This is a genomic window from Janthinobacterium sp. GL_088 (assembly GCF_057837845.1).
In genome coordinates this window covers 537,694-551,337 of the sequence record NZ_CM174453.1, presented here as the reverse complement: position 1 = coordinate 551,337, position 13,644 = coordinate 537,694, and the positions used below count along the sequence as shown (strand labels likewise).

11 protein-coding genes are annotated in these 13,644 nt (G+C 62.1%); 4 read left to right on the top strand and 7 right to left on the bottom strand.

Features of this window, described 5'->3' with window-relative positions; all coding sequences use genetic code 11:
* Position 1: 1 nt before the first annotated feature.
* The 4 genes from cpaB to AC3IQ7_RS02385 form a co-directional block, all read right to left on the bottom strand.
* On the bottom strand, positions 2 to 859 hold the full coding sequence (cpaB, locus tag AC3IQ7_RS02400; protein WP_322426609.1) for a Flp pilus assembly protein CpaB: 858 nt from the start codon (positions 857 to 859) through the stop codon (positions 2 to 4).
* Positions 856 to 2,229 (bottom strand): ATP-binding protein, encoded by a 1,374-nt coding sequence (locus tag AC3IQ7_RS02395; RefSeq protein ID WP_099377830.1) that lies wholly within the window; start codon positions 2,227 to 2,229, stop codon positions 856 to 858. The genes cpaB and AC3IQ7_RS02395 overlap by 4 nt, the downstream gene beginning before the upstream one ends.
* 94 nt (positions 2,230 to 2,323) lie before the next feature.
* A complete protein-coding gene (locus tag AC3IQ7_RS02390; RefSeq protein WP_099377829.1) occupies positions 2,324 to 2,857 on the bottom strand; it encodes an A24 family peptidase in 534 nt (177 codons plus the stop codon).
* Positions 2,858 to 2,910: 53 nt separating this feature from the next.
* Entirely contained in the window at positions 2,911 to 3,093 is a 183-nt protein-coding gene (locus AC3IQ7_RS02385; protein WP_034752975.1) for a Flp family type IVb pilin, read from the bottom strand.
* Positions 3,094 to 3,574: 481 nt separating this feature from the next.
* Here AC3IQ7_RS02385 and AC3IQ7_RS02380 point away from each other — a divergent pair, with 481 nt between their 5' ends.
* Entirely contained in the window at positions 3,575 to 4,621 is a 1,047-nt protein-coding gene (locus AC3IQ7_RS02380) for a GGDEF domain-containing protein (RefSeq protein WP_099377828.1), read from the top strand.
* Here the strand turns inward: AC3IQ7_RS02380 and AC3IQ7_RS02375 are convergent.
* Complete coding sequence (locus AC3IQ7_RS02375) at positions 4,618 to 5,844, bottom strand: HD-GYP domain-containing protein (RefSeq protein WP_099377914.1); 1,227 nt, start codon at positions 5,842 to 5,844, stop codon at positions 4,618 to 4,620. The genes AC3IQ7_RS02380 and AC3IQ7_RS02375 overlap by 4 nt on opposite strands.
* A gap of 138 nt (positions 5,845 to 5,982) precedes the next feature.
* On the opposite strand from AC3IQ7_RS02375, the gene AC3IQ7_RS02370 reads away from it, so the two are divergent.
* Both AC3IQ7_RS02370 and AC3IQ7_RS02365 read left to right on the top strand, forming a co-directional pair.
* Complete coding sequence (locus AC3IQ7_RS02370) at positions 5,983 to 6,924, top strand: LysR substrate-binding domain-containing protein (protein WP_489208265.1); 942 nt, start codon at positions 5,983 to 5,985, stop codon at positions 6,922 to 6,924.
* A 194-nt stretch (positions 6,925 to 7,118) separates the two neighbouring features.
* A complete protein-coding gene (locus AC3IQ7_RS02365) occupies positions 7,119 to 10,715 on the top strand; it encodes an indolepyruvate ferredoxin oxidoreductase family protein (protein WP_489208264.1) in 3,597 nt (1,198 codons plus the stop codon).
* Positions 10,716 to 10,749: 34 nt separating this feature from the next.
* Here the strand turns inward: AC3IQ7_RS02365 and AC3IQ7_RS02360 are convergent, their stop codons facing one another.
* Positions 10,750 to 11,760: a substrate-binding domain-containing protein gene (locus AC3IQ7_RS02360; RefSeq protein ID WP_489208263.1), complete on the bottom strand. Its 1,011-nt coding sequence runs from the start codon at positions 11,758 to 11,760 to the stop codon at positions 10,750 to 10,752.
* Positions 11,761 to 12,195: 435 nt separating this feature from the next.
* Here AC3IQ7_RS02360 and AC3IQ7_RS02355 point away from each other — a divergent pair, with 435 nt between their 5' ends.
* The gene (locus AC3IQ7_RS02355; RefSeq protein ID WP_489208262.1) at positions 12,196 to 12,528 is read left to right on the top strand and encodes a hypothetical protein; all 333 of its coding nucleotides are present in this window, start codon (positions 12,196 to 12,198) and stop codon (positions 12,526 to 12,528) included.
* 1 nt (position 12,529) lies between these two features.
* On the opposite strand, the gene AC3IQ7_RS02350 is transcribed toward AC3IQ7_RS02355, so the two are convergent.
* Entirely contained in the window at positions 12,530 to 13,573 is a 1,044-nt protein-coding gene (locus AC3IQ7_RS02350; RefSeq protein WP_489208261.1) for an MBL fold metallo-hydrolase, read from the bottom strand.
* Between the last annotated feature and the right edge of the window lie 71 nt (positions 13,574 to 13,644).

Here is a 13,644-nt window from a genome sequence, read left to right as displayed (position 1 = left end):
GCTAAAAACATTCGCGCGACTGGCGCGTCCCGTCGATGACGCCGCTGCACTGGCGCGTCGCTTCCGGCGGCGCCTTCGCCACGCGTACCGGGCGCGGCGCCACGGCCAGCACAGGTGCGGCGGGAACAGGAGCGGGCTCGGCGTCGTGCGGTCCGCCCAGCAGGGTCAGCTTGGTGGCGCCCGCCGTCACGCCCGGCTGCGGGTCGACCTGGTTGCGCAGCACCAGCGACAGGCTGCCCACGCTGCGCGCCAGGTCCAGGTTTTCCGCCTGCTCCGGCGTCACTTCCAGGGTCACGGCATTGACCACGCGCGGCTTGGTCTCGTCGCGCCCCACTTCCTGCGCCACGGCCAGCACGAGGATGCGTTCGAGCACGATCTTGGAAATGTTGCGGCTTTGCGGAAACGCGCGGTCGCCGGCATCCTGCTGGGTACTCACGATGATGTCGACATAGTTGCCCGGCAAGGCAAAGCCGGCAACGCCGATCACGTCGTTGACGCGCACGGTGATGGCGCGGCGGCCTTCCGTGATCAGGGCCGACAGGCCGCCCAGGGTGCCGGCCGGCGCCAGCTTGGCTTCGCTCAGCGGCTCGCCGCGCAGCACGCTGGTTTTCAGCACCCGTCCCGCCAGTTTTGCCGGGTCTTGCAGCGCGCCCTGCGGCAAGCTTTCCGCCGGCCATTCGGCCATGCGCAGCATCTCTGGCGTCAGGCGCTGGCCCAGGTTGACATCGCTGGCGGCCACGACGATCTTGCCCTTGCCGGCCGGTGTCTGGCGCAGCAGCCAGTGCGAGGCCAGCAGCACGGCCAACAAGCCCAGCACGACCGCCAGGCCCATCATCAGGAGGGCGCGCCGGTTTTTCATGCGATGCGCTCGCACAGGCTGGCGGCCGGCATGTCGCAGCTGGCAAACAGGCTGCTCCAGGCTTGCTCCAGGGCGGCCACCGTCAGACAGGCCTCGCTGCCGGCAAAGCCGGCGAAGTCGCCTATGCGCGCCAGCAATTCCTGCGGATAGCTGGCCAGCAAGGGCCGTCCCTGCGCGCCATGCAGCTGCAGCAGATGGTGCACGGCCTGCTCGTCGATGGCCATGCCGGCCAGCCGGCATTGCTGGCGGAACAAGGCGCGATAGGCGCTCTCGGCCAGCGGCCCCACCTGCACCTTGTAGCCGATGCGGCGCAGCAAGGCGGCATCAAACAGCTCGCCCGGCGGCACGTTCGTGGCCAGCACGAGGGCATTGTCGAACGGCACGCTGATCTGCACGCCGCCGGGCAAGCCCAACTGGTCGCTGCCGCGTGCCAGCGGCTGCATCAGCCGCGTCAGCAATTCTTGCGCGCCCAGGCGCTGGCGGCCCAGGTCGTCGATGATCAGCATGCCGTTGTTCGCCCGCACATGGGGCGGCGCCTGGTAGCAGCCGCCGCTGGCGTCATGGCGCAGTTCCAGCATGCCGGCGTCGAGCTCGGCGCCCACGTGGATCACGGGACGCTGGCACAGCACCCAGCGGATGTCTGTGCTGCGCCGCTCCAGCGCCTGGCGCGCATGGCTGACGTGCTGCGGCGCGGGCGGCAGGTGCTGGGCCGGATCGTACAGCTGGATGATGTCGTGGCCGACGACGATGGCGTAGGGCACGGCGACTAGACCGTGCAGCAATTGTCCCAGCTGCAGCGCCAGGGTCGACTTGCCGCTGCCTGGCGGACCGTACAGCAGCAGCGAACGCCCCGAATGCAGGGCCGCGCCGACCACGTCGAGCATGCCCGGTCCCGCGTGCGCGCCTCCGAGCACAGCGGCCAGGTCATCGCTGCCGACGCGCTGTTCCTGCGCCAGCCACGACTGGCGCGCCACCATGGCACGATACGCTTCCAGGGTAACGGGAGCGGCACCGATATATGCGCAGCGCTCAAGAAAAGCGCTGGCGCGCTGCTTGCCGGCGCTCGTCAGCTGGTACTGCACATCGATATCGGATTCGCCGCGCCAGGCCACTTCGGCCATCTGCTCCGTCACCATGAAATCGAGCACTTCGCGCAAGACATTGATCGACAGGCGCAAGCGCGTCGTCAGCGCGGACAGGTGCGTCTTGCCGCCCACGAACATCAGCTTGGCGATCAGTTCGACGACCAGCGGCCGCTCAAGTCCCGTTTCACGCAAGCTCTTCGGCTGCGGCGGCAAGGGCGGCATCAGGTTCGCGTCGGCAGGACGCGGCGCACTCTCGGTGCTCAGGGAATAGTCGACCTCGGTCATGCTGCGTCTCCTTAGCCGGTTAAGCGGGCATTCAACAGAATTCATTCTAGCGAGCGGGGACTGGCGCCCATTGATCAAGAGCAATGAATACCAATCAGAAATAGTGCCGCCCTTGCACCAGCAGGCAGCCCAGGGCAATGGCCAGTCCGTACGGCATGTTGCCCACGCTGGCGCCGCTACCGAGTGCGGTTGGCGCCAGGGGAATGCCTGCCATGCGCGCGATCATCGGCCACAGCAGCTGGCGCAGATTGAGCAGGCAGGCGCGCCACTTGCCCTGGTACGTGATCATCAGCACGGCCATCAGGCCGCCCAGGACAAACGTGGCGAAACAGATCTGCAGCACGGGCCAGGGACCGGCAAAGGCGCCCGCCATGGCGATCAGCTTGACGTCGCCGGCGGCCATGCCGCGCAGCACATACAAGGGTAAAAAGAGGAAAAAGCCCGTCGCCATGCCGCCCAGCCACAGCGGCAGCACGTTTTGCGGCCACAGCCACAGGTGCACGACCAGGGCAGTGAGGATGCCGGCCAGCACCAGCCAGTTCGGAATCTTGCGGCGGATCAAATCACTGACGGCGGCCCCCGTCACAAAGCACAGCAACAGCAAATCGCACAAGGCAGTTGCAGGCATGGCACACCTCCCGAAAAAAACCCGCCACCGGCCGGCCGATGACGGGCACCCGCTTAGGGCGTCAACACCAGGTTCGACGAAATGTCGGTGAGGACGGCCAGCAAGTTGGTCTTGATCAGCAAGAAACCGGCCGTGATGGCGGTAGCCATCAAGGCCGCAATCAGGCCGTATTCGATTGCCGTAATGCCATCCTCATCCTTGACAAACTGCTGTACTGCCGACAGGAAGGTATGCATGACAAGCTCCCAAAAGTGAATCACAAGTCCCTGGCGCAATCGGGTGTGAAACATTGCCCATTCCTGCTAATATGTTTCCTGCCGTAAATTTCTGCGCCATTGCATTGACTATAAAGCGTCCACGTTTTGGCAAATTGACGCGCCACAAGTTTCCACATGGAAATTATCAAACCCTGTTGAAATGACGGCTGACGCAAACAAATGTTGCGATCAGGATTGAAAGCCTTCGTCAGAGCAAGTTTTTTGCAATGCAGTGCATGAATCTCATGTATTTACATGAAATATTGCATACGTTAATTGCCTATTAGGCAAAAAGACATTATCCTGCTTAGCTCTTCTTTGGAAAGGCCTCTCGCCCGGCGGTACAGAGCGTCATGCCACCAAATAAATCTTGGCTTCTTGTAGACGGACGCGAACATGCTCTTGCTTGATGCAATGCTGGTATGACGACACTTGTGTGACTACTTTCCAGAGATCGACAATGGATTCCCTACTGAAACACATGGTGGACATGACCGGGCACCGCGACCACACGATGCTGGACATCTCCGTGATCTCGGCGGTCCAGGAACTCGCTGCCGCGTCGCAGACCCGTGTGCTGGCCCTGACCACCGTGCGTGGCCAGGTGTTCGTGCGGTCGCGGGCCATCATCGTGGCGGGCAGCGTGGCCCGCATGGAAGAGCATAACGACCCTACCCTGCCGGGCGAACCGCTGTCGGACTATCCAGCCCTGGCTGCCTGCATCAAGCGCCATGAAGCAAGCGCCGACACCCTGTGCGCCGACGGCCGCCATCTGCTGTGGCTGCCCATCTGGATCGGCGACCAGGTCACCACCTGCCTGGAAATCACCAACCCCACGCCGTACACGGGCGCCACCATCCAGGTGATCGGCGGCATCGTCAGCGTGTACCGCAATTTCCAGAACCTGCTCGACTACAGCGAACGCGATTCGCTCACCGGCTTGTTGAACCGCAAGACCTTCGACGACCAGCTGGCGAAAATCCTGCAAAGCCGCGGCGAACCGGAAGCGGAGAAGCCGCGTCCCGTCGATGAGGAACGGCGCCACCATACGGACACGGAACGGCAATGGCTGGCCGTGATCGACGTCGATCATTTCAAACTGGTCAACGATAAATTTGGCCACCTGTATGGCGATGAAGTGCTGATCCTGATCGCCAACCAGCTGCAATCGTCGTTCCGCTCGCAAGACCGCATCTTCCGCTTCGGCGGCGAGGAATTCGTCGTGCTGCTGCGCTCGATCACCCTGGACAATGCGCAGAAAATCATCGACCGCTTCCGCACCAACGTCGAGGCGCACGACTTCCCGCAAGTGGGCAGAGTGACCGTCAGCGTGGGCTTCGTCAGCATCAACGCCTACGAGGCGCCCGTCATCATCCTCGGCCGCGCCGACCAGGCCCTGTATTACGCGAAAAGCCATGGCCGCAACCTGGCCTGCCATTACGATGAGCTGGTGGCAAAAGGTCTGTTAACAACCATTACCTCGAACGATACGGCAGAATTCTTCTAGGCATCCGCCAGCGATAAAAAACGCATGGGATCGACCTGCCACTTGGCGGCCGACTCATGGCCGACGATCTTGTCGGCGCCGCCGAAGCCGAAGCCGCGCGACAGGTCGACCGTTTCCGGCTTGATGTAGGTCTTGCTCTTCGTACTGAAAAACACATTCACCTTCGGCGCCAGCAGATTGCTCTCGTGTGCCTCGACAACGACGGCCAGGCGGCCCGATTCCAGCATCACCATGGTGCCGACCGGATAGATGCCCACGCAGCGCATGAAATCCTGCGCGAACACGGGGTTGAAATGGAATTTGCTCCATTCATAGATCTTGCGCAAGGCTTCGGCGGCGGGAATCCCCTTGTGATAGCTGCGGTCCGATGTCAGCGCGTCATACACGTCGACGATGGCGGCCATCTGCGCCAGCTCGCTGATGGCGTCGCCGGCCAACTGGTCCGGGTAGCCGCTGCCGTCGCGCCGTTCATGGTGATGCAGGGCGATGTCGAGGGGAATCGCGCCCACCTCGGGCGACTGGCGCAGGATGTCGTAGCCGTCGCGCGGATGGCGTTTGATCAGGGTAAATTCTTCCGGCGTCAAGGGACCGGGCTTGTTCAGCACGCTGTCGGGCACCAGGGCCTTGCCCGTGTCGTGCAGCAAGCCACCGAGGCCCGCCTGGTGCGTGGTAGCCGCATCGATGCCGCGCGAGCGGCAAAACGCCACCAGCAGCGCGCATACGCTGACGGAATGCAAAAAGGTGTAGTCATCCTTGCTCTTGATGCGCAACAAGCCGACCAGGGCGCCAGGATTGCGCAGGATCGATTCGGTGATGTCTTGCACCGTGTGCTGCACGCGGTCGAGCTCAACAGCTTTGCCCAGGCGCACGTCGGCCATCACCGTGCGCACCAGGCTGGCCGCCTGCCGCCGCACCTGCGTGGCGCGCGCCAGCTCCATACCCAGCGACACGCGCGTGACCACTTGCGGCAGCGTGGCGATCTGCACCAGTTCGCGCTCCGTCTCGGCGCGCGCCTGCGCCACGGTGGGCGCGTCCTGCACGTCGAGGCCCTTGCCGCTGTCGATCACCACGTCGTGGATGCCGGCCTGCACGATCTTGCGGATCTCATCGTCGCTGCGCAACAGGAAACGGTTGCGCACGAACGGATGCGTCATCCAGTCGCAACTGAGGTCATGAATGTACATGCCCACTTTTAATTGAGACGAATCAACTTTCTTGAGCATGCTGTCATCCCACAAATACGCGGCTGGAGCACCGAAGGCGCTAGAATGAGTATAACAAAATTGTTATTCTGCTGGCCGCGTTCGGCGCCGTGGCGCAACACCCCGTTTTTTCCGCTCAACGCACCGCTTCTGGGACCCATGGAACTGCGCCAATTACGCTACTTTGTTGCCATCGTCGACCACGGCTCGCTGTCGCGTGCTGCCCTGATCCTGCACGTGGCGCAGCCGGCCCTGACGCAGCAGCTGCGCCAGCTGGAAGAGGAACTGGGCGTGCAACTGCTGCACCGCTCGGCCCAAGGCGTGCTCAGCACGGACGCGGGCAAGGTGTTTTACGAACATGCGCAGGCGATCCTGAAACAGGTGGCCGACGCCCGCTCGGCCGTCACGCAAAGCGCCACGCGGCCGTCCGGCAATGTCACCCTGGGCTTACCGCACAGCATCTCCGGCGCCCTGGCCCTGCCCCTGCTGCTGGCCGCGCGCGAACGCTATCCCGAAATCACCCTGCAGCTGACGGAAGAAATCACGGGCAACCTCAATGAACAGCTCAAATCGGGCCGCATCAACCTGGCCGTGCTGTTCGACGATGGCCAGCTGACGCCGTTTTCCTGCAGCCCGCTGGTGGAAGAAGAGATGCGTTTTATCTGCCGCAGCGATTCGCCATTCGCGCCCACCGGCCATGCCGTGTCGTTCCAGCAAGCCCTGAGCGCCACCCTGATCCTGCCGGGCCTGCAGCATGGCGTGCGCCCGCGCATCGACAGCCGCGCGCGCGAACTGGGCTTGGAAACGGCGAACGTGATCGAGATCAATTCGATCGCCATCCTGAAATCGGCGATCCTGGCCGGCATGGGCGCCACCATCCTGCCGGCCGCGCCCCTGTTGGCCGAACTCGATAGCGGCGCCATGCGCAGCTACGCCATCCACAGCCCCGTCCTGTCGCGCACGGTGGCTCTGTGTGCGTCAAAAAATATCCCGCTGACGAATGCAGGCAACGCCGTGAAAAACCTCGTGCTGCAAGTGGCCGCCGAGCTGTGCGGCAGCGGGCGCTGGGTGGGGGCGAACGTGCTCTCGCCTATGGCATAAGTATTTCTTATACCCCCATCGGCAAAGCGTATTTGCCCACTCCCCTGACTCGTTCTACACTGACCACATTAACTATTTTAAATTTAAAATAGTTATATGCCGCCCACACGCGGCCATCCCGTCTGCACAGCGCGCGCCTTACCGGGCGCGCCCCTTGTACAGCCGTTATCTGAAACACCCTTTTGGAGACAGCCATGTCCGTGACCACGGAAAACGGCTCCGCAGCGTTCGTTAGAAACGCCGGTGCCGCGCCATCTACGCCCCCCGACACTTCCCGTTTGACCACCGTCAGCCTCGACGACAAATACACGGCCACTTCCGGCGCCATCTTCCTGTCCGGCATCCAGGCCCTCGTGCGCCTGCCGATGATGCAGCGCCTGCGCGACCAGGCCGCTGGCCTCAACACGGCCGGCTTCATCTCCGGCTACCGGGGCTCGCCCCTGGGCGGCCTCGACGAGAACCTGTGGAAAGCCAAGAAACAGCTGGAAGCGCACCACGTGCAGTTCGTGCCCGGCGTCAACGAAGACCTGGCCGCCACGGCCGTCTGGGGTTCGCAACAGGTCGACCTGATCGGCCCGGCCAAGTACGACGGCGTATTTGCCATGTGGTACGGCAAGGGTCCGGGCGTGGACCGCTGCGGCGATGTCTTCAAGCACATGAACCACGCGGGAACGTCGAAACTGGGCGGCGTGCTGCTGGTGGCTGGCGACGACCATGGCGCGTATTCGTCGACCCTGCCGCACCAGTCCGACCATTTGTTTTCCGCCTCGATGATTCCCGTCCTGTATCCCTGCAATGTGCAGGAATACCTGGACCTCGGTATCCACGGCTGGGCCATGTCGCGCTTTTCCGGCTGCACGGTAGCCTTCAAGGCCCTGGCCGACACGGTCGAATCGTCGGCCTCCATCGATGCCGACCCGTTCCGCGTGGAAGTGAAGATTCCGCAGGATTTCATCATGCCCGAAGGCGGCCTGAACGCGCGCCTGTCGAGCATCCCGCTGGGCCAGCAGGCGCGCAACCAGGAAGCGCTGATGCAGGATTACAAGATCTATGCAGCCCTGGCCTACGCGCGCGAAAACAAGCTCAACCACACCACCATCGACAGCCCGAACGCCAAGCTGGGCATCATCGCCTCCGGCAAATCGTATCTGGACGTGCTCGAAGCACTGGAAGAGCTGGGCATCGACGAACAGATGGCGGCCGACGTGGGCATGCGGCTGTTCAAGGTCGCCGTGCCGTGGCCGCTGGAACCGGACAGCGTGCGTGAGTTTGCGCAAGGTCTCGATGAAATCCTCGTGGTAGAAGAGAAGCGGCAAATCGTTGAATACCAGTTGAAAGAACAACTCTACAACTGGCGCGACGACGTGCGCCCGCGTGTCATCGGCAAGTTCGACGAAAAGGGCGAATGGGTGGCGCCGCGCGGCGAATGGCTGCTGACCTCGAAGGCGGATTTTTCCGTCTCGCAAGTGGCGCGTGTCATCGCCAGCCGCATCGCACGCCTGATTTCCGACCCCGTCACTTGCGACCTGATCAAGGCGCGCTTGAGTTTCCTCGACGCCAAGGATGCGGTATTAAAGAAAGCCGTGAATACGCCGTTCCGTCCCGCGTTTTACTGCTCCGGCTGCCCCCACAACACGTCGACCAAGGTACCGGACGGCAGCCTGGCGCTGGCCGGCATCGGCTGCCACGTGATGGCCACGTCGATCTACCCGGAAATGAACAAGCTGACCACGCACATGGGCGGCGAAGGCGCGCCGTGGATCGGGCAAGCCGCGTTTTCCGAGCTGCCGCACGTGTTCCAGAACCTGGGCGACGGCACATACTTTCATTCCGGTTATCTGGCCATCCGCGCCGCGCAGGCGGCCAAGGTGAACATCACCTATAAAATCCTGTACAACGACGCCGTCGCCATGACGGGCGGCCAGCCCGTCGACGGCCTCATCACCGTGCCCATGATGGCGCAGCAGGTGGCAGCCGAGGGCATCGCCCGCATCGCGCTCGTGACGGAAGATTTATCGCGCTACAGCGACCGCAGCAACCTGCCCGCCCACCTGACCTTGCACGACCGCAAGGACATGGATGCCGTGCAGCGCGAATTGCGCGAGGTCCCCGGCGTTTCCGTGCTGATCTACGACCAGACCTGTGCGGCGGAAAAACGCCGGCGCAGGAAAAAAGGCGAGTATCCCGATTTACCGAAACGCATGGTCATCAACGACGCCGTCTGCGAAGGCTGCGGCGACTGCGGCGTGCAGTCGAACTGCGTGTCGATCCTGCCGAAAGAGACGGAATTTGGCCGCAAGCGCACCATCGACCAATCCTCGTGCAACAAGGATTACTCGTGCGCCAAGGGCTTTTGCCCCAGCTTCGTCACGGTCGAGGGCGGTAGCCTGAAGAAGACCAAGACGGGCGCCAGCAAAGCAGGCGAGACGGACAACTTCGGCCCCTTGCCGGAACCGGTACTGCCCGCTTGCGACGCGCCGTACAACATCCTCATCAACGGCATCGGCGGCACGGGCGTCATCACCGTGGGCGCCCTGATGGGCATGGCGGCCCACCTGGAAGGCAAGGGCGCGTCCGTGCTGGACATGACGGGCATGTCGCAAAAGAACGGTTCCGTCACCTCGCACGTGAAAATCGCCAGGTCGCCTGCGCACATCCGCGCCCAGCGCATCGCCACGGGCGAAGCGGACCTGATTCTGGGCTGCGACATGCTGACGGCCGGCGCGCAGGATGCCGTGTCGAAAATGCGTCCGGGCCGCAGCCTGGCCGTCGTCAACCTGCACGAGCAGCCGCCGGGCACGTTTGCGCAGAATGCCGACTGGCAATATCCGACGGCGGAAGTGCGCCAGCTGATCGAGGAATCCGTCGGTGGCGCGGACGCGGCCGACTTCATCGACGCGACCAAACTGGCGACCGCGCTGATGGGCGACTCGATTGCCGCGAACCTGTTCATGCTCGGCTACGCCTGGCAAAAAGGCCGTATCCCGCTGACGGAAGCGGCCTTGCTGCGCGCCATTGAATTGAATGGCGTGGGCATCGAATCGAACAAGAAAAGCTTCCTGTGGGGCCGCCGCGCCGCCGTCGACGTGCGCAAGGTAACGCAGATCGCCATGCCGTCGCAAGCGATCATCGTGCAAATGCCACAAAGCCTCGATAGCGTCATCAAGAAAAGAGTGGAGTTCCTCACCGCGTATCAAAATGCCGCGTATGCGGATGGTTACTTGACCCTGGTCAAGCAGGTACGCGACCGGGAAAACACCCTGGGATTGGGCCAGAAGCTGTCGACAGCTGTCGCCAAGAGCTATTTCAAGTTGCTGGCCTACAAGGACGAGTATGAAGTGGCGCGCCTGTACACGGATGGCCGTTTCGTGGAGCAATTGCAGCAGCAATTCGAAGGGAATTTCTCCGTGAAATTCAACCTGGCACCACCACTGTTCGCGAAGAAAGATGCGAAAGGCCACCTCGTGAAAGCGGAGTTCGGTTCCTGGATGTGGCGCGCCTTCAAGCTGCTGGCGAAAGCCAAGGGGCTACGGGGCGGCACCTTCGACGTCTTCGGTTATACGGCCGAGCGCAAGATGGAACGCGCGCTGATCGTCGAATACCGCGAACTGCTGGCCGGCATGCTGGTCAACCTGACGGCGGACAACCTGGCGACCTGCGTGGAACTGGCGACCCTGCCCGAAAAAATCCGCGGCTTCGGCCACGTCAAGGAAGCGGCCGTCGACACGTATCGCCTGGACAAGGCGAGATTGCTGGCCGTGCTGGCTGATGGAAGCAAGCACGCAGCATAAAAGACAACGCAGAGCCTCGGCTCTGCGTTTTTTTTCAATCCGCGCAGCGCCCCACTGTCGCCCCCGGCAACAGCACCGGTTGCCAGATTTCCTGCAGCCGTTCCGGCGGCGTGCCAGCCAGCAGCGATTGCAGCATTTCGACCATCTTGGCGCCCGCGCGGCGCAGGTCGGGCTGGTCGATGGTGGTGACGTTGATGCCGATCAAAGTGTCTTCCACATTGCCCCAGACAATGACGGAGATTTCCTTGCCGATCTCGATACCCGCATCCATCAGCGCGCGCACCACGCCGACGCCGGACAAGTGGTTGTCGACGATGACGGCCGTGGGACGGGGCGAACAGGCCAGCAATTGCTGCATGGCCTGGTAGCCGCTGCGGCGATCAAAAGTATTGTCGAGCAGATAGGCGGGATCGACCGGCAAGCCCGCTTGCGCCATGCAACGGATAAAGCTTTCCTTGCGCTCATAGGCGAAATGCAAGTCCAGCGGTGCGCTCAGCAGGGCGATGCGCTGGTGGCCATGCGCCGCCAGGAAGGACACGGCCAGGTCGATGCCCGTGTCATTGTCGTAGTCAAAATATGCATACGGCGCGTCGATGCGCGTGCGGCCATTCGCGACAAAGGGAAAACCGACTTTCGTCAGGTAGGCGATACGCTCGTCGAGCACCTTGGTGCGGCCCACCACCAGGCCATCGACCTGGCGCCCGCGCACCATGGTTTCATACGAAGGCTGTTCATTCTGCGGTGACACGGGGGCGATGATCAAACTCATCTTCGACGCTTCGACGGCGTCCGACATGCCATTCACCACGGAAAGAAAGACGCTGTCGCCCAGGTCGCTGGGCAGCAGGGGATAGATCATGCCCAGCACATTGGTGCGGCCGACGGCCAAGCTGCGCGCGAGCGGGTTGGGCCGGTAGCCGACTTTCTTGGCGGCGGCCAGGACGATTTCACGGGTGCGGGAATTGACTTCCGGATAGCCGTTCAACGCCCTGCTGACTGTCGTTTTCGACATGCCGAGGGCAATTGCGAGGCTCTTGAGATTCATGTTAACTACCTGTCTGTATGGCAAAAGAAACCAACTCTGACCGTCAATTATAGCCCAGAGCGCCAAACAGACCGCGCATTAGCGTGCGCAGACCCGGTAGAAAAACAACAACATATTGACTATTTAAAAAGCAACGTTTTAAATGTGACCACGTCTACCCTCTGCGCAGTGATGGTAGTCAGACAAGGGCGAAAAACGATAGCAGGTACTCACTTTGACAAGTGCTGCAGCCGCTTCAGGATGACGGCTTGGCAATGCAAGGCGTGCACGATAGCATTATCAAGAAAACATAATTTACTGGAACTGTGCGAGAATTTGTCCTACTCTTGATTCAGGTAAAGATTACCGCTTGGCATGTTGCACCTGGTCCAGCACATCTTCCTGGATTCCCTTCTCTTCTGTACACGCCTGGGCATACTTTCAAAGGTGAACAATGTGGTCACGCTAACGTCTGTCAATAACTTGCAAGCCTCGCTGGTCACGGCGCAACGCCGGGTCGAGCAAGGCCAGAACCAGGTACAGCGCGACAGTGAACAGCTGGCGCAAAGCCGCCAGTTGCTGGCGCGGGAACAGGAATCGCTGAGCCAGACACAGCGCAGCAGCCAGCAAGCCCAGGCCGATGCCCCCACCGCCATCAAGGCGCCGCAGCTGGACCAGGCGATCAAGGTGGCCGTGCCGCAACAAGCCATCCCCGCCGTGCCGAAAAGCACGCCCCAGCTGAACGGCTATGGCCAGACTCTGGGACGCCTGATCGACGTGACGGCGTAGATTACCGCACCATCTCTTCTTCCAGCATCCCCAGCCACCATTTTTCACCTTTTTTCGGCTGCGCCAGGTCGACCGCCTCGCCCATCTGCGGCGTAGCCAGGTTCACGCCCTGCTTGGCCGCCAGCCCCGTGATGCGGTCGAACGGTTCATGCCAGGCGTGCAGCCCCAGGTCAAAGGTGCCGTTGTGCACGGGCATGAGCCACTTGCCACGCAAGTCCAGGTGGGCTTGCAAGGTCTGTTCCGGCTGCATGTGCACGTCCGGCCACAGCTTGTCGTAGGCACCCGTCTCGATCATGGTCACGTCGAACGGGCCGTACTTGTCGCCGATCTGCTTGAAGCCATCGAAATAGCCGGAGTCGCCGCTGAAAAACACGCGTACCTCGGGCGCGTCGATCACCCACGACGCCCACAGGGTTTGATTGCTGTCAAACAAGCCGCGTCCCGAGAAATGCTGCGATGGGGTGGCGACGAGTTTCACGCCAGCAATCGTCGTGCCTTGCCACCAGTCGAATTGCTGCACCTTGTCCTTCGGCACGCCCCATTCGACCAGGGTATCGCCCACGCCCAGCGGCGCAACAAAATGTTCCGTCTTGGCGGCCAGCTGCAGCACGGCAGCATAGTCGAGGTGGTCGTAATGGTTATGCGACAGGATCACGGCCTTGATCGGCGGCAAGTCGGCGATGCTGATGGGCGGCTGGTGGAAACGCTTCGGTCCTGCCCACTGCACCGGCGAGGCCCGCTCGGAAAACACGGGGTCGGTGAGGAAAAACTCGTTGTTGAGTTTCAGCAGCAAGGTCGAATGGCCAAGGCGAAACAGGCTGTTATCGGGCGCGGCCAGCAGTTGCACCCGGGTCAAGACTTGCACGGGCACGGCAGCAGCCGGCACTGTGCTGTCCGGTTTATCAAAGACAAATGTCCACAGCAACTTGAGCGTCGCTGTCGTGCCCAGCTTGTACATTTCCACGGGGTTGCGGAATTTGCCTTCGTGGCGTTGTGGTGATTCAGCGGGCGCGGCAGGCGCGGCGCGCAGGGTGCAAGAACTCATGATGATCAGGACTCCCAGAAAGAAGAGACGACGTGCGGCTCGGTGCAAGTGCATATGTGGTCCGGCAAGGA